The organism is Alkalimonas cellulosilytica (assembly GCF_036325985.1).
GTDB lineage: Bacteria > Pseudomonadota > Gammaproteobacteria > Enterobacterales > Alteromonadaceae > Alkalimonas > Alkalimonas cellulosilytica.
Map to the genome: position 1 here is coordinate 151,914 of NZ_JAUHLI010000007.1, position 24,057 is coordinate 175,970.

The 24,057-nt window shown below is 51.4% G+C and carries 26 protein-coding genes; 2 read left to right on the top strand and 24 right to left on the bottom strand.

The window, feature by feature from the left end; translation table 11 throughout:
* Positions 1-60: 60 nt before the first annotated feature.
* The 16 genes from QWY20_RS08690 to QWY20_RS08765 all read right to left on the bottom strand — a co-directional run bounded on the left by QWY20_RS08690 (position 61) and on the right by QWY20_RS08765 (position 13,641).
* Positions 61-348, bottom strand: coding sequence for a type II toxin-antitoxin system RelE/ParE family toxin (locus QWY20_RS08690; protein WP_330128688.1), 288 nt, complete (start codon positions 346-348; stop codon positions 61-63).
* Positions 348-635, bottom strand: a complete 288-nt coding sequence (locus QWY20_RS08695; protein ID WP_330128629.1) for a CopG family ribbon-helix-helix protein — start codon at positions 633-635, stop codon at positions 348-350. Before QWY20_RS08695 ends, QWY20_RS08690 begins: the two co-directional genes overlap by 1 nt.
* Positions 636-748: 113 nt before the next feature.
* The gene (locus QWY20_RS08700) at positions 749-1,474 is read right to left on the bottom strand and encodes a nucleotidyl transferase AbiEii/AbiGii toxin family protein (RefSeq protein WP_330128630.1); all 726 of its coding nucleotides are present in this window, start codon (positions 1,472-1,474) and stop codon (positions 749-751) included.
* 8 nt (positions 1,475-1,482) lie between these two features.
* Positions 1,483-1,689, bottom strand: coding sequence for a hypothetical protein (locus QWY20_RS08705; protein ID WP_305945087.1), 207 nt, complete (start codon positions 1,687-1,689; stop codon positions 1,483-1,485).
* A 106-nt stretch (positions 1,690-1,795) separates the two neighbouring features.
* Positions 1,796-2,290, bottom strand: coding sequence for a hypothetical protein (locus QWY20_RS08710; RefSeq protein WP_330128631.1), 495 nt, complete (start codon positions 2,288-2,290; stop codon positions 1,796-1,798).
* Positions 2,287-2,571 (bottom strand): nucleotidyltransferase domain-containing protein, encoded by a 285-nt coding sequence (locus QWY20_RS08715; protein WP_330128632.1) that lies wholly within the window; start codon positions 2,569-2,571, stop codon positions 2,287-2,289. Before QWY20_RS08715 ends, QWY20_RS08710 begins: the two co-directional genes overlap by 4 nt.
* Positions 2,572-2,655: 84 nt before the next feature.
* Entirely contained in the window at positions 2,656-3,528 is an 873-nt protein-coding gene (gene rfbD, locus QWY20_RS08720) for a dTDP-4-dehydrorhamnose reductase (RefSeq protein ID WP_330128633.1), read from the bottom strand.
* Positions 3,529-3,579: 51 nt separating this feature from the next.
* The gene (locus QWY20_RS08725; RefSeq protein WP_330128634.1) at positions 3,580-4,755 is read right to left on the bottom strand and encodes a nucleotide sugar dehydrogenase; all 1,176 of its coding nucleotides are present in this window, start codon (positions 4,753-4,755) and stop codon (positions 3,580-3,582) included.
* Between the two features lie 125 nt (positions 4,756-4,880).
* Positions 4,881-5,927 carry a dTDP-glucose 4,6-dehydratase gene (gene rfbB / locus QWY20_RS08730; RefSeq protein ID WP_330128635.1) on the bottom strand — a complete coding sequence of 349 codons (1,047 nt, stop codon included), beginning with the start codon at positions 5,925-5,927 and terminating at the stop codon, positions 4,881-4,883.
* Entirely contained in the window at positions 5,924-7,138 is a 1,215-nt protein-coding gene (locus QWY20_RS08735) for a glycosyltransferase family 4 protein (RefSeq protein ID WP_330128636.1), read from the bottom strand. The genes rfbB and QWY20_RS08735 overlap by 4 nt, the downstream gene beginning before the upstream one ends.
* Positions 7,139-8,914, bottom strand: coding sequence for a capsular polysaccharide export protein, LipB/KpsS family (locus tag QWY20_RS08740; protein WP_330128637.1), 1,776 nt, complete (start codon positions 8,912-8,914; stop codon positions 7,139-7,141).
* A gap of 13 nt (positions 8,915-8,927) precedes the next feature.
* Entirely contained in the window at positions 8,928-10,010 is a 1,083-nt protein-coding gene (locus QWY20_RS08745; RefSeq protein WP_330128638.1) for a chain-length determining protein, read from the bottom strand.
* A complete protein-coding gene (locus tag QWY20_RS08750) occupies positions 10,007-10,669 on the bottom strand; it encodes an ABC transporter ATP-binding protein (protein WP_330128639.1) in 663 nt (220 codons plus the stop codon). Before QWY20_RS08750 ends, QWY20_RS08745 begins: the two co-directional genes overlap by 4 nt.
* The gene (locus QWY20_RS08755) at positions 10,666-11,451 is read right to left on the bottom strand and encodes an ABC transporter permease (protein ID WP_330128640.1); all 786 of its coding nucleotides are present in this window, start codon (positions 11,449-11,451) and stop codon (positions 10,666-10,668) included. The genes QWY20_RS08750 and QWY20_RS08755 overlap by 4 nt, the downstream gene beginning before the upstream one ends.
* Before the next feature lie 21 nt (positions 11,452-11,472).
* Positions 11,473-13,197: a polysaccharide biosynthesis/export family protein gene (locus QWY20_RS08760; RefSeq protein ID WP_330128641.1), complete on the bottom strand. Its 1,725-nt coding sequence runs from the start codon at positions 13,195-13,197 to the stop codon at positions 11,473-11,475.
* A 54-nt stretch (positions 13,198-13,251) separates the two neighbouring features.
* Positions 13,252-13,641, bottom strand: a complete 390-nt coding sequence (locus QWY20_RS08765; RefSeq protein ID WP_330128642.1) for a DVU3141 family protein — start codon at positions 13,639-13,641, stop codon at positions 13,252-13,254.
* A gap of 293 nt (positions 13,642-13,934) precedes the next feature.
* On the opposite strand from QWY20_RS08765, the gene QWY20_RS08770 reads away from it, so the two are divergent.
* Positions 13,935-14,246 (top strand): DUF6170 family protein, encoded by a 312-nt coding sequence (locus QWY20_RS08770; RefSeq protein WP_330128643.1) that lies wholly within the window; start codon positions 13,935-13,937, stop codon positions 14,244-14,246.
* Positions 14,247-14,283: 37 nt separating this feature from the next.
* Here the strand turns inward: QWY20_RS08770 and QWY20_RS08775 are convergent, their stop codons facing one another.
* The 7 genes from QWY20_RS08775 to QWY20_RS08805 form a co-directional block, all read right to left on the bottom strand.
* Positions 14,284-15,189: an aspartoacylase gene (locus tag QWY20_RS08775; protein WP_330128644.1), complete on the bottom strand. Its 906-nt coding sequence runs from the start codon at positions 15,187-15,189 to the stop codon at positions 14,284-14,286.
* Between the two features lie 126 nt (positions 15,190-15,315).
* Positions 15,316-15,522 carry a bacterioferritin-associated ferredoxin gene (locus tag QWY20_RS08780; RefSeq protein WP_330128645.1) on the bottom strand — a complete coding sequence of 69 codons (207 nt, stop codon included), beginning with the start codon at positions 15,520-15,522 and terminating at the stop codon, positions 15,316-15,318.
* Between the two features lie 161 nt (positions 15,523-15,683).
* Positions 15,684-16,886 (bottom strand): ABC transporter permease, encoded by a 1,203-nt coding sequence (locus tag QWY20_RS08785; protein WP_330128646.1) that lies wholly within the window; start codon positions 16,884-16,886, stop codon positions 15,684-15,686.
* Positions 16,886-17,692: an ABC transporter ATP-binding protein gene (locus QWY20_RS08790; RefSeq protein ID WP_330128647.1), complete on the bottom strand. Its 807-nt coding sequence runs from the start codon at positions 17,690-17,692 to the stop codon at positions 16,886-16,888. The genes QWY20_RS08785 and QWY20_RS08790 overlap by 1 nt, the downstream gene beginning before the upstream one ends.
* Before the next feature lie 234 nt (positions 17,693-17,926).
* Positions 17,927-18,388 (bottom strand): hypothetical protein, encoded by a 462-nt coding sequence (locus tag QWY20_RS08795; protein WP_330128648.1) that lies wholly within the window; start codon positions 18,386-18,388, stop codon positions 17,927-17,929.
* A 36-nt stretch (positions 18,389-18,424) separates the two neighbouring features.
* Positions 18,425-19,054, bottom strand: a complete 630-nt coding sequence (locus tag QWY20_RS08800) for a hypothetical protein (RefSeq protein WP_330128649.1) — start codon at positions 19,052-19,054, stop codon at positions 18,425-18,427.
* 214 nt (positions 19,055-19,268) lie between these two features.
* Positions 19,269-20,090, bottom strand: coding sequence for a DUF3025 domain-containing protein (locus QWY20_RS08805; protein WP_330128650.1), 822 nt, complete (start codon positions 20,088-20,090; stop codon positions 19,269-19,271).
* 176 nt (positions 20,091-20,266) lie between these two features.
* Here QWY20_RS08805 and asnB point away from each other — a divergent pair, with 176 nt between their 5' ends.
* Positions 20,267-21,931: an asparagine synthase B gene (asnB, locus tag QWY20_RS08810; RefSeq protein WP_330128651.1), complete on the top strand. Its 1,665-nt coding sequence runs from the start codon at positions 20,267-20,269 to the stop codon at positions 21,929-21,931.
* 72 nt (positions 21,932-22,003) lie between these two features.
* On the opposite strand, the gene QWY20_RS08815 is transcribed toward asnB, so the two are convergent.
* Positions 22,004-24,037, bottom strand: coding sequence for a dipeptidyl-peptidase 5 (locus QWY20_RS08815; protein WP_330128652.1), 2,034 nt, complete (start codon positions 24,035-24,037; stop codon positions 22,004-22,006).
* Positions 24,038-24,057 lie beyond the last annotated feature (20 nt).

The window sequence follows — 24,057 nt, forward strand, 5'->3', positions numbered from 1 at the left end:
ACCGCCGTGAAACGGCTTGTGACCGGCCTGAAGGGCTTGGTTACCAGTCGCATAGCGACGTCATGCGATACCGGACGGCGGCCACAGTCGAGCAGCGTGAAGAATTCGAAGCACGCGAACTTGCTCCCCGACCACGTCATAAACGATAACATAGTTTTGATGAGCAACCAGCTCACGGGTATCTGTCACTCGGCCAAGACGACCGAGGTTAGGATACTCGGCTAAGCGCAAAGCTTTTTCTGACAATAGCTCATCGAGAGCCAAGGCTGCTGTGGGGTTATTGGCTTCTATGTAGTCATAAATTGCATCGCGGTCTTGTATTGCCTCTGGCGTCCAAAGCAATTCCATCATTTAGATGTTTTGAGCCTACGACGTGTTGAAGCACGACGAGCCGCAAATTTAGCTTCTACTTCAGCGGCAGGTACCAAATTGCCTGTATTAGCCGAATTCAGGCCGATCTGTACTTGGCTGCGAAACCAATCATCGTGCTCTGCGGCTAGATGCTGTTGCTGTACGAACTCCCGCATGAAATCCCGAAGCAGCTGCGCCCCGCTACGATCGCGAGATTTGGCTGCTTGGGCAAACTGGCTCTTCAACGCTTCATCGACCCGGAAGGTAAAGGTTGCGTCACTCATGGCTACGCCTCATGTGTTACAAATTAAGTACAATGTAGCACCTTGTCTGTTTTCTGTCTATTACAGACTAGACCGTTGCCGCAGGCAACTAGTGACCGGCCCGAAGATCCTGGTTACCGCTCGCTTGGCGAGCTAGTGACCGCTGGCTCTGCCAGCAACTTATAAGCAGCTGGTAAAATGACACTCGAAAAAAAGTGGCTATCAACCCCCATACCTACAGCAGCTTCTGCATACACCGTTGTATTTTGGGTTAGTTGCAGCAAACTTTTCTGTAATGATTGGTCAATCACTTTCTTGCTGTAGTGGCTATACGCTTCGTCCAGTGCGGCTTGCGGGATTTCCCCTAAATGAGCACACATCACAAGAATATCTAAAATATCCTTGTATGGCTTCACACCAACTCTATCCGCATTGGCCAGTAACTTGGTAACAAAACAAGATGCATGATTGATGTAAGGCACCGGGAATAAAGTGCCTGCTTTATCTGTCTCTAATTGGTAATTATCGAAGGCGACAAACTCAAGTTTAATCGGAACCCCTGACGCAACAATAAAAGTACGCACACCATAGCGGTCAAAGATGATATCCCGGCTGTAATGGAAATCTTGCTGCACAAGCTTGCCCAGTGATTGGTTGGTGACCTGTTGACGAACCGCTCGATACGCCGCTTTATCCGGGCACAAAAAATCAATATCAACCGATTCTCTGTACTCGCCAAACTCCAACGCAATACGGGTGCCGCCACCAAACAAAATAGTATGCTGACTCAGGAAGTCGCTGTTAAAGTTTTCCAGGCAAGCTGCTATCCGTTGATGCTGAAGGCGCTTGTAAGCTGACATAGGATGGATTAGCCCCCAGCAGGCAGAAAACCACCGGCACGCTGGGCAAGTTGTTGAATCAGAGTACGCTCGGCTGCCACCAACTTGCTTTTATCGACAAAAGACCAACGGCGCTCATAGACATCCAAGGCATCTTTTTCGGTTAAAAATCGAGCTTGAGTATCCCACAACAACTGATCCAGCTCGGGATATTGCTTACGATCAATGGTGTTCATGTTTCCTCTGACATGCATGGTGCGCTTCATTCACTTTACAATAGGCCTTTGGGGCTGTCTAGTTGTTGAGCGTTGCTGCAGGCAACTTGTGACCGCCGTGAAACGGCTAGTTACCGGCCTGAAAGGCCTGGTTACCGCTGGCAGAACCAGCTAGTGACTGCCGTTGGGCATAACCACTGACTTTTTCGACCAGTTCCAACAGCGTTTTTGTGTGAGCTAACACTTCCTGCTGCAATGCTTGCAAGTCTTCAACCACGTATTCATGCACAATTTCATTGCGGATATCTTTGAGTGTCCGAGCCAATTCCGCACTTTCAATCAAATCACGTTTCACCGCCCGATTGATGGTATCAATCAAGCTGCCTGGTTCCATTAGCTCCACCAGATCAAGTGCCCGATAGGTTTTACTCAGAAGTAAATCGGTCACTCTGGCAAAACGGCTGCTTAAGTTTTCTAAGGAGTCAAATTGCGCTTCAGTCAGCTTCGCATTCAGCTGAAACGCAACACACTGATGGTAGGAGCGCTCTAGCCAACGACTGGCGTTGTGCAGTTGGTCTAAACACTCCTGAAAGTACTGCAACGAGCTTTTCTTGCTGGTCATGCCAACTCCTGCGCTTGCGGCTGTATCAGTTGAACGAAGCTTTCGTGACCATCTTTGGTTGTCACAATATCGATTTTTTGCTCTCCAAGTTGTTCCTGAATGCGCCAGCGGGTATTGCGAACATTTTGTTTTGTGAAGTTTTTGGACACAATCAGCAGATCGATATCCCCTCCTTTGCTGGAGTCATTCGCCCTGGAACCAAACACAAAAACACGCGCCGTGGCATCTTCAGCAGCAACAGCCTCCAGAATGATGTGTTTTTCGTGGTCAGAAAGTCGCATGGAATCGCTCTTAACACCCTGTATGGCTTGAGTATAACAGGAAGTGTCGCGAAGCGACTAGTGACCGCAAGCAGAGCCAGCTAGTCACAGCGTCTTCGACGCAAGCAGCTCCTGCCATAAAGGCAAACGAATACCAAGGGCGCGCTCCAGTTTATCGACACAAAGCCGCGAGTTTAACGGGCGTTTGGCCGGTGTTGGATAAGCACTGCTGGGTATGGGGTGAATCGCACTAGCATTCAAGGTGAGGCTCTGCCCTTGCTGCTCAGCCTGCTGCACAATTATCTTGGCAAAATCGTACCAGCTGCAGTAGCTGCGTGGGGCCAGATGATAGACCCCGCCAGCGATGGGCTGGCCCTGCTGGTAGCGCTGCAGTGTCTGCACACTGATGGCGGCAATCAGGCTGGCGGGGGTGGGCGCGCCGATTTGATCGGCGACAATGCTTAATTCGGTTTTTTCTTTGGCCAAGCGAATGATGGTGTTGCGGAAGTTTTTACCGTGATCCGAGTACACCCAACTGGTGCGAAAAATCACCGCCGATGGGCACTGCGCCAGCACCGCTAGATCGCCTTGCAGTTTGCTGTGGCCATAATAATTCAGCGGGGCTGTTGGGCTGTCTTCTTGCCAGGGCTCGGTACCCGTGCCCGGGTAGACGTAATCGGTGGAGTAATGCAGCAAATAAGCCCCGCTGTGGGCGCAGTAGCGGGCTAACAGCTCTGGCAGCTTTGCATTCACTGCCAGGGCTGCTTTTTGCTCGGTCTCGGCCAGATCCACTGCGGTATAAGCGGCCGCATTGATAATCGCCTGCGGCTGATGCTGTGCCAGATAGGCGTGCACAGCCGACGCATTGGCCAAATCCAGCTCGGCCCGGGATGGCGTCAATAGCTCAGCTATCTCTGCCAGTTGCTGCTTTAGCTCGGTGCCAACCTGGCCTTTGCTGCCGGTTATCAGTAGTTTCATAAGTTTCCTGGATACCGCCGCGAAGCGGCTAGCGACCGCTGGCCAAGCTAGCTAGTCGCTGCCAAACAAATCACGGGTATAAACTTTGTCTGCAACATCTGCCAGCGCTTCTGTCCGGCGATTGGCGACGATGACATCAGAAATTTGCTTAAACTCTTGTAAATCCTTAATCACCCGTGAGCGAAAGAAGTGCGTTTCTTTAAGCTCAGGCTCGTACACCACCACCTCAATCCCTTTGGCTTTTATTCGCTTCATAATGCCCTGGATGGCAGAAGCCCGGAAGTTATCCGACCCTGCTTTCATCACCAGGCGGAAGATCCCTACCACTTTGGGATCTTTGTTGACTATAGAGCTGGCGATAAAGTCTTTACGTGTTTGGTTGGCATCCACAATGGCCTGGATGATGTTGTTGGGCACTTGCTGGTAATTGGCCAGCAATTGCTTGGTATCTTTGGGTAAACAATACCCGCCGTAGCCGAAGCTGGGGTTGTTGTAGTGATTGCCGATGCGTGGATCCAGCCCTACCCCCTCAATAATTTGGCGACTATTGAGTCCATGGCTTTCTGCATAGGAGTCCAGCTCGTTAAAGAAAGCAACCCGCATCGCTAAATAGGTATTGGAGAACAGCTTGATCGCTTCAGCTTCGGTGCTATCGGTAAAAAGTACCGGAATGTTTTGCTTGACAGCTCCTTGCTGCAACAAAGCAGCGAATACACTGGCACGCTCTGAGCGCTCACCAACGATGATACGCGATGGGTGTAAATTGTCATACAGGGCCTTGCCTTCGCGCAGGAACTCGGGTGAAAACAACAGGTTTTTAAGGCCAAGCTTTGCTTTTATCGAGGCGGTGTAACCCACCGGGACTGTTGATTTAATCACCATCACTGCCTTTGGATTTATGGCCGAGACATCGGCGATGACGGCTTCTACACTGCTGGTGTTAAAATAATTGGTTTGAGGATCGTAGTCGGTGGGCGTAGCAATGACCACAAAGTCCGCATCTTGATAGGCCTGAAGTTTATCTGTCGTCGCGGTAAAATTCAGTGTTTTTCGGCTTAGAAAATCTGCGACTTCCCGGTCTTCTATCGGTGAGCGACCGGCATTAAGCATGGCTACTTTTTCCGGCAGGATATCCAAAGCTACAACCTGATGATGCTGCGCCAGCAACATCGCATTGGATAAGCCCACATAGCCGGTACCGGCAATGGCAATTTTAAATTGCGACATGGTATTCATTCCCTGCGTTATTTGCGGTTTTATCATACGTGGAGCCCATCAAAAATGCCACTAGCCCGGCGACTTTGTCGCTGTTACCGCTGGCGGGGCCAGCTAGCGACCGTTGCCGCAGGCAACTAGTGACCGCCGCGAAGCGGCTCCCACCAATCCCGACGAGCCAGATACCACTGCACCGTTTTGCGCAACCCCGTTTCAAAGGTTTCCTGAGGCACCCAGCCCAGTTCGCGTTCTAGTTTGGAGGCGTCGATGGCATAGCGTCGATCGTGGCCGGGACGGTCTTGAACGAAAGTTAGCAAACTTTCGTAGTGTTGAATGTTGAGTTTTGAATGTTGAATGGGGGCCAATTCTTCCAGAATTGTACAGATGGAACAGACTACTTCGATGTTTTGTTTTTCGTTGTGGCCGCCGATGTTGTAGGTTTCGCCTACCTGGCCTTTGGTTGCCACGCATAGCAAGGCTCGGGCGTGATCCTCGACGTAGAGCCAGTCGCGGATTTGCTGGCCGTTGCCATACACTGGTAAGGGTTTCCCTGCCATGGCATTTAAAATAGTCAGTGGGATCAGCTTTTCCGGAAAGTGGTAAGGGCCGTAGTTATTGGAGCAATTGGTGATTAAGATCGGCAAGCCATAGGTACGCTGCCAGGCCCGTACCAGATGGTCTGAACTGGCTTTGCTGGCCGAGTACGGCGAACTTGGGGCATAGGGTGTGGTTTCGGTGAATAAATCATCTGTGCCTGCCAGGTCGCCGTAGACTTCGTCGGTCGAGATATGATGAAAGCGAAAGCTCTGCCGCTTCTCCAAAGGCAGACTTTGCCAATACTGGCGGCTGGCCTCCAGCAAGCTGTAAGTACCCACAATGTTGGTTTGAATAAAGGCCGCCGGGCCATCGATGGAACGATCGACATGACTTTCTGCTGCCAGATGCATGATGACATCGGGTTGAAACTGCTGGATGCATTGCTGCATTCTGGCCTGATCGCAAATATCGGCCTGCACAAACTGATAGCCGGGATGGTCGGCCACTTCAGCCAGAGATGCCAGATTACCGGCATAGGTAAGCTTATCGATCACCAATACCTGGTGCGGCGTGGAGGTTAGCAGGTAACGGACCAGCGCCGAGCCAATAAAGCCGGCACCACCGGTGACAATCAGACGTAAACTCATGTGGGCTGCTCGCTGTGTTGCTTGCTGACATCGGGGCGATTCGAGGTTAGCCTCAGTGCAGCGATAATTTGCTGGTTAATTTTTACCACATCAAACTTTTGCTCAGCCAGTTGCCGGCTGCACTGTCCCATAATTTCAATTTGCTCTGGGTGATGGATGAAGTACAGCATTTGCTCGGTCAATGCATCGACGTTATGCGGAGGGATTAAAAAGCCATTCTTGCCCTGCTCGACCGTTTCCCGGCAACCCGGCATATCGGTGGTGATGACAGGCAAGCCAACCGCCATGGCCTCCTGCGTGCTGCGCGGCACGCCTTCCCGGTAATAGGACGGCAGGACAAACACACTGGCCTCCGCCAGATAGTCTACCACATTATTGACCAGGCCCGGATACACCAGCAGGCCAGTGTCTACCGCTTCTTTCAGTTCATCTTTACTGATGGATCCCTTGGCAGTATCCGGCTGGCCAACCACCACAAATTCAACCGCTGGGTGGCTGGCTTTAATGCGTTTGGCGGCCTGCAGAAAGTAACGAATGCCCTTTTCTTGCAGCAAACGGCCAACAAAAATAAAGCGGATTGGATCCAACTGAGGCGGGTGATAGGGGTAGCGCGCCAGGCAGGTACCAATGCCGTTTAGCATGGTGAGCTTACTGATTGGGATCTGGTAGTGATGAATCAGATCCTGGTAGTCATCCGGGTTCAGCAGAAATACCTGCTGGGCTTTGGGCAGCACAAAGCGGTACAAAGCCACTTGTACCCGACGCACCAGGCGGCAGCGAAGCCCGGCACCTTCGGGCGGCTCAATAAAAGCACGGCCCAGCCCTTCTATTTTGGCTACCCGGTACGGCACCTTGGCTAGCCAGGCTGCCAGGGTGCCAAAAATCACTGGTTTGACGAAGTAACAAAAGCTGATGTCAATGCGCAGTTGCTTGAACAACCGATACAACTGCCAACTGGTAGCCAGGTCTTTAAAGGGGTTGTGGCTAAAGCGGTTCAGGTGATACGGCACAGGAATGGCGCCAAGCTCTCGCACCAGGGCTTCGCTCTGTTCGGTGTAATCGGTGGCAAAGGCATACACCTGATGGCCAGCTGCCACCATCTCGCGGATCAAATCACTGCGGAAGTTCAACATCGCCTGCGTCAAAGAGCCTACTACCGCGACGCGCTTGCATCCACTGCCTGCGGCCATGTTGTTGTCGCTTTGCTGCATTTACTTTTTCCCAAACAACAGATTAAGCACCCATCGCACCCTTTTACGTACCCACAACAAGGCCTTATCAGCCAGTGTTGGGTTTTGCTGCCTGCGTTGTTCCAGTTCGGTTAATACTTGCTCCGGTGTGCTAAAACCGCCGGTTACATCACTGATGTAGCGCGGATAAGCAATGAGGGTAGCGTACACCAGGGTCGCTATATCTAGCGGCCTGCCCCGCCGTGGTGGGGCGAACCTATCCTCCGTTAACCCCCAACCGGCGTAAAATGGCCAGCCGTAACACACCACTTTTTTCCCTCGGAGCAGGGCTTCAAAGCCGGTTAATGAGGTCATCAGATGCACTTCATCCACCTGCTGCAGTAATTCGGCCATGCTGACATCGAGCACCAGCTCATCACAGAAACGAATGGCTTCATCTTCGCCGGCTCCCTTTGCTCTGGCACCGGAATACACATCTGGATGCGGTTTATAGATGACCCAGGCATCCGGGTTATTCGTTCGTACCTGTTGCAGTAGTTGCAGGTTACTGCGAACCTGATGCGCACCAAACTCAATGGAGGCATCGGTTTCAACCTGCCCAGGCACCAGCAACACCGGCTTGTTGGTATCCGGGCGTTGCCAGCCGGTCTGACCCACATTGTATTTGGTGACACCTTGTTGGCAAATGCGTTGCCGCAGTGCTTCTGCCCGCTCACGCTGTTGGTCGGTGAGAGTCAGTGTTTGCAGCAATTGCTCCAAATCCGATGGCTGGGTTGCATCAAAATACAGACCTTGCTGATCAAAAATCCACGACATCGGCTGGGCAAACTCGGCCCCGAGACCTACCGAACGGATAAAGCCATCTTCTAACCGAATGAGCCTTAAGCCTGGCTGAACAACGGGCAAGGCTCTGCGCCCCCACACCAGCACCGTGCCCTGGGCTGGTAATTCAGCTTCCTGGTGCACAAAACGAATGGCACTGCCTTGGCTAAAGCGTTGCAAAGTTTTGCGCCAAAAGCGGGAAAAGCCATAGGCATAAAGCTGCTGCGGCAGGCTCAGTCGCATGCGTTGCTGCAATCCTGCCCAGTTCAATAACTCGATGGGCGAACAAGCTTGTTGCCGCTCCGGGTGCAGTGCCTGCTCGCCTGCCAGGATGGCATGATGGATAAAAACCGGCAATACAACTTTAGCTGCAATCTGCTGACTAAAAAGTCCATGGCTTAGCTCGCAACTGACCAAGGGTGAGTCTTGTCCGCAGTGCAGTGGCTTTTGCCACAGTAAGGCTTCCAGCGCTAGCAGAGAACGGCTACAAAACACCCGGCTGGCGGCTTGCATTAAACTGGCGGTATGACAAGCCGGCTGGAACTGCAGGCGTTCCCGTATCTCCGGGCTTATCACAGCAGTCTGTTGCAGTTGTTGCAGTCGCAGTTGATCAGCCGGGCTAGTTGCCGCAAGGCAGATAATGGGCTCAGGAAACTCTGCTGCTTGTTGTAGCAGCTGGCTAAATAGCTTTTCACTTAACTGATGGTCTATCAGCAGCAATTGGCATGTCAGGCCAGCGGTATTTACTGGCCGTAAATAGTTGCAACAAGCCAGCTCCAGCTGTTGCCACTGCTGAATGAATGCCAGGCTTTCATCCAGCGCTATCTTGCTTAAAGGCTTGGCGACGATCTGGCGCCAATGCAACAGAGCCTGAGCTTCGCCACCAAGTGCTGCCAAAAAATCTGCAGATGCAGTCAGCAAAGCCCAGTCGCTTTGAGCGGTTTTTTCCTGCAAAACAGCAGCTAGTGTACTCAACGGCTGTCTACCACTAGTCCAGGTGATCGCGAATAATGGCACGGGTCAATTGCGCAATACCAGCCAGAACAATCGCGAAAAAACAAACAACGATAAAGTTGTAGCTGCGGCGAGGCTCTACCGAGTATTGTGGCAAGGTGGGGTATTGCAACACTGAGACTTGCTTCAGTTTGCGTGCGGCTTCTACCCGGGTGCTTTCCAACATCAATAACGAGTTGGAGTACAATTCCAGGGCAAATTGTGCCTGTAAGGTCAGGGTTTCAAATTCGGCAGAAATACGATTCAGGGCATCACCATCCGAGGTGGCCATTTTACTTCGTTCCAGGTTAATTTGCGTATTTAAGGCTTGGATCTGACTGTCAAGCCGTTGCATTTCCGGTGAGCTTGGGCTCTGAAAGCTACTGCTGGCTTTACGCTGAGCCTCGAGTAAGGCTTTTTGCGCTTCGAGCTGAGCGACAATCATCATGATGCTTTCCACCGAGCCTGTCGGGGAGACCAGGCCATGGGTATTCTGAAAAGAAAGCAGTGCTTCACGTGCACTGTACAAGCGTTTTTCCAGCACTTCGACCTGGCCTTCAATAAAAGCCACTTGTTCTTCAGCCAGTCGCTGCCCCATACGGTTCATATGCAGCTCACCTTCCTGCAGCAATGTTTGTGCAATTTGCTGAGCCATTTCCGGGCTATAGGCCTGAACCCTCAAACGCAGGACATTGGCGTAGTCGTCAAAGTGAATGTTAATGCGATTGAGCATGTAGCTGTGAAACTTCTCCATCGGCGCATCCTCACTGCTAAGGCGCGACCATCGATCGATGTCTTTATTGGCAAAGTGCTGACGAATCTGCAGCTGCTGCTCCAGCACATTCAGCATATCGACCGATAACAAGTGATCCCGTAGCAGCAGCAAGTCACCGGCACCCGAGGTGCCGGACAATAACGATGAAAAATTCAGGCTAGCAGGCGAAATCTCCGGGCTTTTAAGCACAATGTTCGCTTCAGAAACATAGCGATCGGTGGCTAGTAGCATCCAGTAAAAAAATGCCACGATAATGACGACCAGCGCAACGGCCCACTGTGGATGCTGTTGTAATTTATTCATTTACTAATACTCTCGTTGTATGCTGCTAAGGCATCGTCCAGTTTGTCAAACCAAATGGCTTGCCCCTGATGCAACCAAATCCCGGCCTGACATAAGTCCTGCAAAATACCAACACTGTGCGATACCATAATCAAACTTGACTTACCGATACGATCACGGAACGCCTTCTTGGCTTTTTTCTTAAATGCTGTATCCCCTACCGCGGTGGCTTCATCGGAGATGTACACATCGAAATCGAAAGCCAACGATAAGCCAAAAGCCAACCGGCTGCGCATGCCGCTGGAGTAGGTTTTCATCGGCTGATCGAAGGCTTTACCTATTTCGGCAAAGTCTTGCACATAGTCGATAATTTGCTGCATTCGGTCTTCACCACCATGAATACGAGCGACAAATTTCACATTCTGTCGGCCAGTCATGCTGCCTTGAAAGCCGCCTTTTAAACCAATTGGCCAGGAGATCTTGCTATTGGTAATGATGTCGCCCTTATCCGGCGTGTCCATCCGAGCCAATAGTTTGAGCAACGTGGACTTTCCGGCACCATTACGGCCAATCAAACCAACGCTCACCCCTTGCGGGATCACAAAATTGACATCTTGAAGTACCCAGTCGCCACCAAAAGGGCCATGATAGCGTTTATAGAGATTACGAACCTCAATCATCGGGCCATCAACTTCGTTTTAAGACGAATTTGCAGCATTAATCCCAGCAGGATTAAGCTCAGAGCAACCGCCAATGGATACATCAGTTCAATCCCCTGTACACTGCGGTAGGAAGGGAAAAAACCATAACGCATGGACTCCAGCGCGTGCAACACAGGGTTGTAGATAAGGACTTGCTGTACACTGTAGGGCATGAGTTGAACAGGAATAATAACACCGGATAAAAAGTATAAAGGAAACATCATCATGCGAATGATTTTTTCAGTCTCCTGCACCAAAGTAACGGCTATGGAAAAAATTAACCCCAAGCCAAAGCCAAGACACCAGAGCGTAAGCCAGCCAGCGACAACCTGCATCGGGTTGTGTGGAACGATGTTCATGCCGATAAAAGCGGCTCCGCAAACCAGAATCAAAAACACGGTGGTCTTTAGTACGCCTTCCAGTGCCGCACGAACAATGACGGTATCTACTGGATGAAGCTGGCGATAGGCAAACAGGCCGCTGTTTGCATTGATGGCCGACATGGAGCGGGTTACGGCATCCCGGAATACAAAGAATCCCATCAAACCAACGATTAGGTAAGGGATGAAGTCTGCCCCGGGAATAAAACGTATCCGCCCCATAAACTCCCGCACCGCTATCATGATCATGATATGCGCTATCGGCTCCAGCAACATCCAGGTCCAGCCAAAGCGATCCCCTGACATCCTGGCCATCGCTTCCCGCATAAAGAGCGCGTACCATACATGCAAAGTGACCTGTATTGAGCTGCGCTCTTTCATCCGTTCAGTGCCCTACTTCGCTTAGATATCAATGGCCACTTTGGCAGCAATGGCGATTTGATAAATAATTTGCGTCAGTGTGGATGCCAGCTGCAGATTCTTGGTGGTAACGGCTGGTAATACCAAAATTTCATCGCCTGGCCGTAACTCGACATCACGGGCATTTCGCACTTCGCCATTTTGCCGCACAATCAGAATACGGCGTTTGTCGGCATGCTGGCTAAAACCGCCTGCGGCTTCGATGTAGTTCCAGGCACTCATGCCGGGGACAAAGATCGAGGCTTGCGGGATGTACACTTCGCCACTGACCAAGATGGAGTCTGAGCGTTCAGGGATGGTGATCACATCGCCATCTTGCAGCCGTAAATCCAGCAATTGATCCCGATGACTCACCACCAGACGACCATTGGGCTCGACTTCACGAGCACGCGCGACAAAAGCACTGATAAGCTCAGCTTCACGCACCCGGATGGCGGACTCTTCGACCGTTGCCGACGAAGCCCCCAGGTAGGTGGTTTCTAAGCGCCGTAACGACTCAAGCAAGGATTCACGCTGACGTTCGGCCACACTGACCCGACGAATGGAGATGCTGCGGGTTTCCGCGATCACCTGATCGACCGGGATGTTATCCAGTAGCTGGTGCAAGGTCGCATTTTTCGGCAAAATAAAGAAAGAGGGTCCGTAGTAACTGCCTTCCAGTTGCACCACAATGGTATCGGCATGGCGATCGGCCACAAACACCACTTCATCACCATTGGCGATAGCCAGTTCAGCGAAAGGTTCCAGCGGTTGATAATTGGCGTAAGGCCCACTGGCGCGCTGACCGCGGACTAAGGCGTGCGATACACCGGCATCCAGCTGTGCCAGTTGCATCAAGGTTTTACCATAGAGTACGTCATCGTTGAGTTCGTAAAAATAAGCCCGGCCAACCTCACCATGGACGGCAATTTGCGGCCCGCGGCGCTCAACCAAAATGGTATCACCATTTTGCAATTGCGCATGATTCAGCTTGCCTTCCAGCAGAAAATCGTACAAATCCATTTCAGCCAGGGTTTCGCCATTACGCAGCAAACGAATGCGGCGATAGCTGCCCTGCTCTTCATCAATGCCACTGGCCTGATCTAAAAAATACAGCACAGAGTCACTGGGAACACCGGCGTAGCGGCCCGGTTTATTGACAAAGCCAGTGACGAAAACTGCTACTGGCTGAACGCCTTGCAAGTTAGTGTAGACATAGACGTTATCCGGGTACACTTTGCGCACAGCATTGCGCACAATGGTATCCAGCTGACTGTGGCTGACCCCTTGCACCTGCACCGGGCCAATGCTGGGAATAAAGATGTTCCCTTGCGCATCTACCGGTAAGATACGGTCAATATCGACGGCACCCCATACCCGCAAAGTGACCTGATCCCCCGGCAAAATCCGATAATCAGGGTTCAGGCCATCGGCCCGGGTGCCACGAAAGCCACCGCTGAACAGTTCAGCACCGAAAGGTCGCATGTCTCTGACTATGCCCTGCTCCATGGTGGGGATAGGGCCATAACCGCCTTGCTGCCAATTGACATTGGATCGAGGCTCTTGCAAAGCTGCTTGTTGCTGCGCCTGCATGGCTCGGGCTTGTTGTGCCTGAGTTTGTTGCGACTGATCTGTAAAAGGATTTGCCAGTGCGGTCGAGGCACAGCACAGCAATCCGAACAAAGCTGTTGCCAGTAGTCGACCTTGGCGCATGGAAATTCGCTTCATGATGTAATCCGTCTTTTGCATGGCCCTGTCTGGGCCTGTGCGTTTGTTATTCGCTTAAAAAGCCAGTGCGCGGCCCTGATACCATTGCCGGGCTTCATTTTGGCACACCAAGGCAGACTGATTCTGTTGTTCTGGGGCAACTTGCAGTGCCAGACAAAGGCGATTACTGGCGGAGACGTAACGATCTTTCACCCGCACTTGCACCGGGTTCCCCCAAGGCGACTCGGCGAGCTCAACCAGATCGCCACTATTCGCGTTGGCCAACGAAGGAAAACTGCTCTCTGGTAGCAGGGGCATGGCGGTGATGGAGTCGGCGGCAAGTAAACTCTGATTCTGCGAGTTGGTACTAACACAAGCACTGCTTAAGGTGACGGCTACACTGAGCAGCAGCAGACGAAGAAAATTGATTCGGGTGTTGAGCATAAAGTCCATCTTCTTACGCACCGTTGCTGTCGCCTAAAGCCACAGTTTAGTGCTTCTTTGAGTGTTTATCTGGTGTCCAGAACCGTGCAAAAATAGTATCACTTCAACCTGAGTGACGCCAGCATCAAATCCAGTTACCAGCACAGATGCAACAATTATAAACAAATTACACGGCACCCTGTCACTAGCTGGTTTTCATCCTGAAACGGCATCCCTGCCGTTTCGCGGAGTCGCAGACAGGACAGCCCCCATCCATTCTGATAAACTAACCACGTCAATGCTCCGCTAGCTTATCACTCTAAATGAGGTGCCAGATGTTTTTTAACAGCCAACGTATTCCAGAACTTGAAGGGCTGAACTTTGCCGAGCGGATGCAGGTGATGCGCACCGCAGCCGACCGTTTGCCGGTACCGAAGAAGTTGCTACTGAACCTTATCAAACTGGTGATTTTGTTTGTGTTCTTTCTGATGATGGCCCAGGCCAATGACTGGCGCATTATTCCTTATGTCATTGCACTGATTGTGGTGTACCCGGCGGTGACCCGGCCATTGACGTACTTGTTGTGCCGGCCGGATTTACCGGCCATTCGTAAAGAGTTGGAGCAAGAGGCAGCTAAGCAGCAGTGAGCGGCCCAGAGGGCCTGGTGACCGCTGGCATCGCCAGCTAGTCGCCGGCCACAGGCGGCACCACCAGGGTAATTTTCTCATTCAATGACATCGCCAGGTTGTTGTCGTAATAGGCGGCTTCGTTGATAAAGCTTGGGTAAACGTCGCTCTCCCCTTCATAAAGCAGCTCCTTACCATCGAACAGTTTAAAGATCGGGTCGCCTGGCTTGATCGGCTTAAAATCCTGATCCTGCACATGGCTGTGCACCATCCCCAATCGCTCGCCCTGCTCATTAAGCGGCAAGGTGATGCTGTGCAAATAGCGGTAGGCTGCTACTTCGGCAGGCAACGGCGGCAATTGCTGGCGGTTGTATAAATCGGCAAAGTCCAGAATGTGTTGGGTCATGCTGTGCATTTGCTCCAGCACGTCTTGGCGAAGTACCGACTGAGGTTGGGGCCCTACTTCGACAATCACCCCATAGCGGCCTGTGGTGCAAAGCAGCTTGTGCGCTTCGGCCGGCAGATGATCTTCGTCGCAGCTAATCACCGCTTCGGGCATCTTCATTTTGACGTAACCGGCCAGTTGATTGTAAAAATCACCGGCCTGGGTCAGGATCAGCACCGGCCCCATATTGCTGGTGGTGTTGTGCAAGTCAATCACCAGATCCACCTTCGGATTGCCTTTGGGTCCAAGTACCGCATCAATCACTTTGGCCCGGCTTTGTTCGTAATTGCTAAGCGCAGGGTTATCCAGGTCTTCACGGCGGAACTGGCGGTTTAAATCGGCATCCAGGTAGCGCTTGTTGGCGCTGTGCGCCTGCGGGTTGGCAAACAAAGTCCAGGCATGAAAGCTTTGGCGCTGCAGGAATTCGGGCTGACGCTGGTACTGGCGGATTAAGTAGATGCCGGAAAATTCATTGCCATGGGTGCCACCCACGATGGCGACTTGCTGGATAGGCTGCATAAAAAACTCCGTTTCAAATGGATGCCATCCAGTATGCCGTAAAAGCACTGAGTTGAGAACCAGCGCCAGACAAAAAGAATAAAAATGCGGAAAATAAGAATTTTAAGTCAGAGATGAAACTGGCGTTCAGGCAACTTCGTGAGCTAACTCAAAATCTTGCTGAGAATGCAGCAAAGTCTCATTATGCAGGATCTGACTGGCCTGACAGGTACACTGACCGCACTGGCTGCCTAAACCGCTGCAGGCACGCAGTTCACGCATTGAGCGCACACCATTGGCAACATGTTGCTTAATGGCTTTATCGGTCACAGCTTTGCACAGACATACGTACATAGGATCACCTCTCAGTTGATAGGGTGATCCTAATCTAATTAATAATTATTATCAATAGTATTTATTGATTAAAGACGGCAACCAGGTCCCAGGGACCGGTCACTAGCCGCAAAGCGGCGGTCACCAGTTGGCTTTGCCAGCGGTAACCGCCGCTTCGCTGCCTAGCGAAACAACACCTTCTCCTGCTGGAACCAGTGCACACAAAACGCCACCAGCGCGCCAGCCAGTACCACCGTAGAAGCAAAGATCATCATCAACAAGCCATAATCTACCGTGCCTTTTACCAGCTCTTTGATTGCCAGCGCCACATTGGTCAGCGGGATCATGGCGGTGGTGGTAGTCAGGTTTACTCCAGGCAAAATGGCAGCGACCAGCGGCATCAGCACCACAAAAGACAATGGGCTCATGTAATTTTGCGCTTCCTTGAAGGTTTTGGCATAAATGGAAATCGCCAGCAACAGGGAGGCAAAAATAGCGGAGATCGGCAACAGCATCAGGAAGATCAACAGCAAATCGGTGATGGAAATGCTCGACATCACATTGGCGACCACATCCAGGCCAGCAAACGAGCTGATCAGTGCTGTCCAGACCCCTAAACTGACCACCGTAATCAGAGTCGTCGCAAGGCCGGTGGTTAAGACCGTCAGAAACTTGCCCAGCACAATAGCGGTGCGGCTCACCGGGCAAATTAATAAAGTTTCCAAAGTGCCCCGCTCTTTTTCGCCGGCTCCCATATCAATGGCCGGATACGAAGCTCCCATCAGACAAATCGGGATCAGAATATAGGCAATAAAGGCACCGATTTTCTCACCGATATTCTCACGGATGTCGGCGGTATCAATACGGCGTACTTCCACCGGTTTTAAAATGGCTTGCAGCCGCTGTGGGTCGACCCCTAACTGGCTGAGGCTGGTCATTTGCAAGTCTTCGGTAAATTTACGCATCAGTTCATTGAAGTACTGAAACATAAAATCCAGCTGCGAGGACTGGTTGTAAATCAGCTGCCACTCGCTCTGCTCGACCGCCGACTGGCGCTGTTGAAAATCCGCCGGGATCACCAGCGCCATATCAAAATCGCCAGCCCGGATCCCTGCAATCAGTTGCTGGGTGTCCGTTAGATCAGAATCGATGCGGCGAAAGTTCTTATGATAAAACAACGCTTCGGCAAACTGCGGGGCCTGCTCGGCATTGACAATCACATACCGGTGTTCTTCCTGCATCGCTTTGCTGGTGGTGGTACTCAGTACCAATCCCATCACACCAAACAACACCGGGAAAATAAGAATGGGCAGTAAAATAACAAAAATCAGCGTTTTCTTGTCACGCATTAGCTCGGTGAGTTCTTTAAAATACACTTGCCACATCAGGCTGCTCCCTGTGCCATGGTCGTCTCAGGCTGGTTGATGACCGATAAGAAAGCTTCACGCAGATCGCCACTTTCGGTACACTGCCTAAAGTCGGCAATGCTGCCAGCAAAGGTGCTGATGCCTTTATCAATCACCACCACCCGATCGCACAAGGCCGCCACTTCATCCAGGTGATGGGTGGAGAAGATAACCGGTGTTTTCAGGGCTTTGAGCGATTGAATAAAGTCCAGCACGGTTTGCACCGTCATAATATCCAGGCCGGTGGTTGGCTCATCCAAAATCACGACCTTGGGGCTATGCACCACGGCCCTGGCTATGGCCGTTTTTTGCTTCATGCCGGTGGACATATTGTCGGCGCGGCGATTGGCAAAATCGTGCATGTTCAGTAAGGTGAACAGCTCATCGATGCGCTGACGCAAAGCGGACTCTTTCATGCCATGCAAGCGGCCAAAGTAAGCAATATTCTCAAAGGCCGTTAACTTGCCATAGAGGCCGGTATCCGCGGATAAGAAACCAATTTGCTGGCGCGCTTTCAGCGGTTGTTTCAGCACATCAACGCCGTTAATCAGTACCGTACCGCCATCTGGTTTTAAGGCGGTGGAGAGCATGCGCAAGGTGGTGGTTTTACCGGCGCCATTGGGGCCCAGCAAGCCCAGCACTTCGCCCTGATCACAGTGAAAGCTGACATCCCGCACCGAATGAAAAGCGTTCTTGCTGTAGCGCACATCCTGCTTTTCGCTTTCAGACAATTTGGAGCCCTTGCCTATGGCGAATGCCTTGGCCAGGTTATTAATTTCTATCATCCACGAGTCCTTCTGGGTTGAAGCTTTGATTAAAAATCATCGAGCAGCGCTGAGCGATCTTCATTTTCATAGCAATCGTGCTCGAACTTATCCTGATAATGAAGCCGTATTATTAAAGACAGGCGGGTGAATAGCAATTTGCTTTGGATGTTTTCCACCTGCAAAAATGTAAGCAGATTTTAGAGGCTGCCTTTTCCGGAGTTAAAAGGTTTTGCTCTGATAATGTAGCCTTGCTTATCTGTTCCAGAGTATGGTGTTAATTTGCCAGTTATCATCGCCATCATAATCAAAAAAAGTGCAGCTGGCAGACAGGCGGCTTTGAGGGTTATCGGCACTGTGTGCTTCATATCGGAGCGTTGCATAACGTTTTGCATTAAGCTGGCTGTATATTTTTGGTATTTCATGGGTATCGTAAAAGCGAACTTGAGCCAGCTGATAACTGATATTGCCATGCTTTTGCCTGGCCCGCTCAAAGATCAGGGCACGATCGGCAAGGAATAGCTCAGTCGTCTCTGCTTTTCGTTCTTCAGGCCAATCATCAGGTAAGTAATCCCGCCATAAAGGAGCAATCAAGCTGATATTCTGCGTATGGTAAGCAGTCCAGCCAATTTCGCACATGGCTTCCAGTTTCGCCTGTTCAGCAACCAACATAGGCGTGGCACCTAGCAGCATGATTACGAAGATACTATTTTTCATGGTATTCCCTTGTTCCAAAATACAAAACCCGCCCAATCACAAGATCAACTGCCAATCGCCTGAAGCTGTTCGCTCAAAGCCACAACTTATGCCAATATGCCCCTTCTCGTAGCTATAATCGACATTCACGTTGGCGAAGAGCGGGCAGGACAGATCCGTACCGTTTTTCAGGCTTGCCAGCAGCGCCTGCTGGCTGTCGACAAACCAGAGATCCGTCTCTTTGTCTTTTACTTTGGCACCGTGCAAGGTTTTGAGCCATTCACCAGATACCGGGTCGAAGAGTGCATTCAAGTAGCTATCACCGACGGAAATGGCGGTATTGATTCGCTGGTGGATCACCAGAACCAGCAGCTCCTGCTGGCAGATGTGGCTGTAAAATGCTTCCGTCAGCGTTACGGGTTCATTGCCGGGGTGCTGACCAATCCAGCTATCTACTTCGACACCAGCGCTGTTTTGCAGCCGCACATAAATATCCGTTTCATCACCCTGAATGGATTCGCCCAGTTTTTGCAGCGTGGCTTGCGTTAGCATCGGTTTTTGGTCATAGGCATTGAAAACAGTGACTTCCGGCAGCACCTTACCGAACAAAAAATCATCGTGCAAAAAATCGCTCTGCGACTCTGCACATGCAGCGGTAATGCAAAGAAAAATAACAATAAACATCATGTACTTTGCCATCAAAATACCGCTCTTCCTGCCCCACGATATCTTCCGGGTATTGAGGAAGAAAAAGTCTACGGCTGAATAACCAGCGTGGAGAACCCCAACAAAAAAACGACTTTATTGCATTAAAACACCTTTAGCAACACTATTAACAAATTTTTCAGTTGGGCACAGCATAGCGGCTAAAGAAGGATTTCCGGCTTAGGTAATTCGTCCCTCAGGCTTGCCTTTTGGGGCGAAAATAGTCTTGGTTTTGGTAAAATGCCAGCTGTGCGTTGCTCTCGTGCCAACCAGGTACCCCCAATAGAGGCAACGGCGTCAGCTGTATCTTTTGCAGTAAGCATTTAGGCTGTTGACTGATGAGCTGGCACAACTGCTGATCCAAAAATACATAGCTTTTGGCAACTGACCAGCTAAAAAAGTCTTCTGGCACCTCAATAAACCAGCATTTGGCCGTAAGTCCGATAAAAGGCTGAGTGGCCATTTCATAAATCGCATGGCCAAACACCACTGGGCGGATCTGCTGCCACCAGGCGTCTCGTTGTTGCCAAAATACCTGCTGCCATTGGTGCTGCTGCAGGTGCTGTACCATGGACTCTTGGCCTGCGGTGTAAGCAATCAGCACACCACATTCATCCAGCAAGGTAATTTTATTGCGCAGTACCGTGCGCGGGCTAAGCCCTGCCCGCTCTATATCCTGAATATGCAGCTGATTGAGCAATGCCTTGGTCTTGGGGAACAGGCACCAGATAAAGGCACCGAACAAATCGTGCCAGTTTTCAGCCCGGGTTGGGATTTGCCGGGTTGCATAAATATAGTCTTCGTAATAACGGCCATCCTGCTCCAACACGGCATTGGCGACAAATTCAAAGCGGCTATCGGTGCGCTGTTGACTCAGCCAATCAGGCGTCGGCCAGTCGTGACAGCTGGCCGGTTGAAACAGCTGCTGTAAATCCTGAAAAATTGGGTTGTTGTGAAACAGCTCCGCTTGCCAGTCGGCGGGCGGGCTAAAACGGGGTTTTATTCGATTCGGCTGCATAAGCTCACTTGATTGTCGTTTGCCTTGAAAGTTTACCATGAAGCGTCCGGTTTGCGGTCACTGGCGAATTACCGAAAAAAGCACTTGCTTTTTCTACTGGGCATGGCACATTCAGGGGGTACGGATAGACGTACATACTGCCAAACGCTAACTAATTTAATTCTACAGAGGTGAACATGTGTTCGATATTTGGGGTGCTTGACATCAAAACTGATGTGAAAGCATTGCGCCAGCAGGCGCTGCAGTTATCTAAGTTGTTACGTCATCGTGGTCCGGACTGGTCTGGGATCTGGAATGACAATAATGCCATCCTCGCGCACGAGCGCCTGGCGATTGTAGATACTGAAAATGGTGCCCAACCTCTGATTAATGACCAACGAAATCACATTCTGGCAGTGAATGGTGAGATCTACAATCATAAGCAGCTGGAAAAGGAGCTGGTATCGTCGTATCCGTTCAAAACTAAATCGGATTGCGAAGTCATTCTGCCATTGTATTTAGAGCATGGCGTGAATTTTGTCGATAAACTGCACGGCATGTTTGCCTTTGTGCTGTACGATGCCGAGCAGGAGCGCTATCTGATCGCCCGTGATCACATTGGCATTATTCCGCTGTATTACGGCTACGATGAGCATGGCCAGCTGTTTGTATCTTCCGAGCTGAAAGCCTTGGTGCCGGTCTGCAAACAGATCAAAGAATTCCCGCCAGGGCATATCTTTGACAGCAAGGTCGGTAAGCTCGAGTCCTACTACCAGCGTGACTGGCAAAGCTTCGATGCAGTGAAAGACAACCCAGCCGATGAAGCCGAGCTGCGTAAAGCGCTGGAGCAAAGCGTGAAAAGCCACCTGATGTCGGATGTACCATACGGCGTGCTGTTATCGGGCGGCCTGGACTCCTCACTGATTTCCGCCATTGCTCAGCAATTTGCCAAGCGCCGGGTGGAAGACGACGACCAAACCGAAGCCTGGTGGCCACGCCTGCACTCTTTTGCCGTGGGTTTGCCTGGCTCACCGGACCTGGTAGCCGCGCAAAAAGTGGCCGATGCCATTGGCACCGTGCATCACAATGTGCACTTTACCGTGCAGGAAGGCATGGATGCGATCCGCGATGTGATCTATTTTCTGGAAACTTACGATGTCACCACCATCCGGGCTTCGACCCCGATGTATCTGATGGCCCGGAAAATCAAAGCCATGGGCATTAAGATGGTGCTGTCGGGCGAAGGCTCGGATGAAATCTTTGGTGGTTACCTGTACTTCCATAAGGCGCCGAATGCCAAAGAGTTTCATGAAGAAACCTTGCGTAAAATCAGCCGCCTGCATATGTTCGACTGCAACCGCGCCAATAAGGCCATGTCGGCCTGGGGTATTGAAGCCCGGGTACCGTTTTTGGACAAAACCTTTATGGATGTAGCGATGCGCCTGAATCCGGAAGCCAAAATGTGTGGCAACGGCAAAATGGAAAAACATATTTTGCGTCAGGCCTTTGATGGCTTGCTGCCGGATGAAATTTTATGGCGGCAAAAAGAGCAGTTCTCGGATGGGGTTGGCTACAGCTGGATTGACAGCTTAAAAGCTCATGCCGAGCGCGAAATCAGTGATCAGCAAATGGCAACTGCCAGCTTCCGTTTCCCGGTCAATACCCCGGACACCAAAGAAGGCTATTACTACCGGGTGATCTTTGAAGAGCATTTCCCTCATGCCGGCGCCATTGCCTGCGTGCCGGGCGGCAAGTCGGTGGCCTGCTCTACACCGGAAGCTTTGGCCTGGGATGCTAAAATGGCCGAAATGACCGATCCATCCGGTCGTGCGGTTCGTGATGTGCATACCGAAGCCTATTAAGCAGCGGCACAGATACAACAAGGGCGCTCAACACAGCGCCCTTTTTTTATGACCAAGATTTAGATCCTAGCTTTACTCAGTGGTAAAACGCTTCATCCAGTCGAACACTTCATTGTACCAACGTACCCGGTTCTCTGGTTTTTGGATCCAGTGATTCTCGTCGGGGAAAATCACCAGCCGCGACTCGATACCTTTACGCTGCAGATTGGTAAAGGCACCCAGACCTTGGGCGTATGGCACCCGGTAGTCTTTTAAGCCGTGGATCACCAACATCGGCGTTTGCCAGTTGTCGGCATAAGCCGCCGGGTTAAATTTGGCGTAATCCGAATCCTCATCCCAGGCGGTGCCGCCCAGATCAAATTCCGGGAAAAACAACTCTTCGGTGCTGCCGTAAAAGCTTGGCATATCGTACAAACCAGCGTGGTTGACGAGGCAGCGGAAAGCATCCGGCCATTTGCCGGCAAACCAGTTCATCATGTAACCGCCATAGGAAGCCCCCAAGGCACAGGCTCGGTTGCCATCAATCCATGGGTAAGCTTTTTGAATGTACTCAAAGCCTTTTTGCAAATCAACCAGCGGCTTTCCGCCCCAGTCGCGGCTGATGGAGTCGGTAAAAGCCTGGCCATAGCCGGTAGAGCCATGGAAATCGACCATCACCACCGCATAGCCCTGCGCTGCCCACAGCTGGGCATTCCAGCGGTAATGGAACATATTGCCAAAGCTGCCTTGCGGGCCACCATGCACCAGATAGGCCAGTGGGTAGCGTCGGTTGGCGTTGAAGTTGACCGGTTTCACCAGATAGCCATAGACGGTATTGCCATCCCAGCCGGAAAAACTAAACTGCTCAAACTCACCAAAGGCGATGCCTTCCAGCAAGGGGCCGTTGACATTGGTCAGCTGCTGCAAGCGGCTGCCATCGGTCTGGATCTGGTAGATTTCAGTAGGCTGATTCAGCCGGTGATTGCTAAACACAATCCGCTCACCTGCCACATTCAAGTGGCCAGCGCTGCCATCACCATAGACTTTACGCACATCACCAAAGCTGGTGTTGATGGCGTAAATACTGACCTGACCTACATCCTGGGTGGTGACATAAATGGTGCGGTTGTCCGAGCCAAACTGATAAGAATAAATCGAGCGATCCCAGTCTTCGCTTAACACCGTGCGCTGATTGGTGACCTGATCAAGCAGCACCAACCGGCGCCGGTCGGATTCGGCTTGCGGTGTTTGCATCGCCAGATACGCCATAAAGCGGCCATCTGGTGAGAACGATGGATGCGAGTCCCAGGCCGGGTTGTCGGCGGTGAGGTTTTTCTTCTCGCCCCCTTCAATACTGACTTCAAAAATATCAAAATTGGTGTGCCAGCTTTCGTCCACGCCAGGCATTTTGGCGCTGAACACCAGATGCTGCTGATCCGGCGTAAAAGCTACTTCGTTGATGCCGGCAATATCGCTGTTCCAGTCCGGCATCAGGTTTAGCGCATCGGTGACCGGCTTGTCACCCAAAGCAGCCACAAACAAATGACTGCGGTAACCATCCAGCCAGCGATCCCAGTGTCGTACCATCAACTGATCGTACACCATGGCGGTATCTTTACGGGCGGCATCGTCCGCTTTCGCTTTCACCGTGCAGGCAATATCACCACAGCCTGGTTTGTGTGGTAGCGCCAGCGCCAGCTTTTGGCCGTTGTTTGATACCTGAAAGCCCTGCACCGGCAGCGGCAAGTCGGTAAGCTGCATCGCTTCGCCACCGCTGAGATTTAAACGCCATACCTGATTGGAGCCGGTACGGTCAGCCAAAAAGTAAATGGCACTGCCATCGGCAGCCCAGCGCACCTGATGCTCACGACTGCTGTTTTGCGTTAAGCGGCGGATAGCATTGTTATTGCTTAAATCCATTAAGTACAGATCGTGGCTGCTATCGGCAGGCTTCACGCCGCCATTTTTTTGGGCAAACACCAACTGATTGCCACCCGGTGCCAGTACAATATCGCTCAGTTGATTGAGCTGAGACAAATGCTCCACCTGCAGCGGCGTTTTGGCGCTGGCGTGAACGCCTAGCCCTGCCACCAGCATGGCTGAGACGGTTAAGAAACTAATTTTCATCGCATGCTTCCCCTGGTTAA

Coding starts and splice junctions, on each gene's coding strand:
- QWY20_RS08690 (WP_330128688.1), bottom strand. CDS start 348: ATGGAATTGCTTTGGACGCCAGAGGCAATACAAGACCGCGATGCAATT.
- QWY20_RS08695 (WP_330128629.1), bottom strand. CDS start 635: ATGAGTGACGCAACCTTTACCTTCCGGGTCGATGAAGCGTTGAAGAGC.
- QWY20_RS08700 (WP_330128630.1), bottom strand. CDS start 1,474: ATGTCAGCTTACAAGCGCCTTCAGCATCAACGGATAGCAGCTTGCCTG.
- QWY20_RS08705 (WP_305945087.1), bottom strand. CDS start 1,689: ATGAACACCATTGATCGTAAGCAATATCCCGAGCTGGATCAGTTGTTG.
- QWY20_RS08710 (WP_330128631.1), bottom strand. CDS start 2,290: ATGACCAGCAAGAAAAGCTCGTTGCAGTACTTTCAGGAGTGTTTAGAC.
- QWY20_RS08715 (WP_330128632.1), bottom strand. CDS start 2,571: ATGCGACTTTCTGACCACGAAAAACACATCATTCTGGAGGCTGTTGCT.
- rfbD (WP_330128633.1), bottom strand. CDS start 3,528: ATGAAACTACTGATAACCGGCAGCAAAGGCCAGGTTGGCACCGAGCTA.
- QWY20_RS08725 (WP_330128634.1), bottom strand. CDS start 4,755: ATGTCGCAATTTAAAATTGCCATTGCCGGTACCGGCTATGTGGGCTTA.
- rfbB (WP_330128635.1), bottom strand. CDS start 5,927: ATGAGTTTACGTCTGATTGTCACCGGTGGTGCCGGCTTTATTGGCTCG.
- QWY20_RS08735 (WP_330128636.1), bottom strand. CDS start 7,138: ATGCAGCAAAGCGACAACAACATGGCCGCAGGCAGTGGATGCAAGCGC.
- QWY20_RS08745 (WP_330128638.1), bottom strand. CDS start 10,010: ATGAATAAATTACAACAGCATCCACAGTGGGCCGTTGCGCTGGTCGTC.
- QWY20_RS08750 (WP_330128639.1), bottom strand. CDS start 10,669: ATGATTGAGGTTCGTAATCTCTATAAACGCTATCATGGCCCTTTTGGT.
- QWY20_RS08755 (WP_330128640.1), bottom strand. CDS start 11,451: ATGAAAGAGCGCAGCTCAATACAGGTCACTTTGCATGTATGGTACGCG.
- QWY20_RS08760 (WP_330128641.1), bottom strand. CDS start 13,197: ATGAAGCGAATTTCCATGCGCCAAGGTCGACTACTGGCAACAGCTTTG.
- QWY20_RS08770 (WP_330128643.1), top strand. CDS start 13,935: ATGTTTTTTAACAGCCAACGTATTCCAGAACTTGAAGGGCTGAACTTT.
- QWY20_RS08775 (WP_330128644.1), bottom strand. CDS start 15,189: ATGCAGCCTATCCAGCAAGTCGCCATCGTGGGTGGCACCCATGGCAAT.
- QWY20_RS08780 (WP_330128645.1), bottom strand. CDS start 15,522: ATGTACGTATGTCTGTGCAAAGCTGTGACCGATAAAGCCATTAAGCAA.
- QWY20_RS08785 (WP_330128646.1), bottom strand. CDS start 16,886: ATGTGGCAAGTGTATTTTAAAGAACTCACCGAGCTAATGCGTGACAAG.
- QWY20_RS08790 (WP_330128647.1), bottom strand. CDS start 17,692: ATGATAGAAATTAATAACCTGGCCAAGGCATTCGCCATAGGCAAGGGC.
- QWY20_RS08795 (WP_330128648.1), bottom strand. CDS start 18,388: ATGAAAAATAGTATCTTCGTAATCATGCTGCTAGGTGCCACGCCTATG.
- QWY20_RS08800 (WP_330128649.1), bottom strand. CDS start 19,054: ATGATGTTTATTGTTATTTTTCTTTGCATTACCGCTGCATGTGCAGAG.
- QWY20_RS08805 (WP_330128650.1), bottom strand. CDS start 20,090: ATGCAGCCGAATCGAATAAAACCCCGTTTTAGCCCGCCCGCCGACTGG.
- asnB (WP_330128651.1), top strand. CDS start 20,267: ATGTGTTCGATATTTGGGGTGCTTGACATCAAAACTGATGTGAAAGCA.
- QWY20_RS08815 (WP_330128652.1), bottom strand. CDS start 24,037: ATGAAAATTAGTTTCTTAACCGTCTCAGCCATGCTGGTGGCAGGGCTA.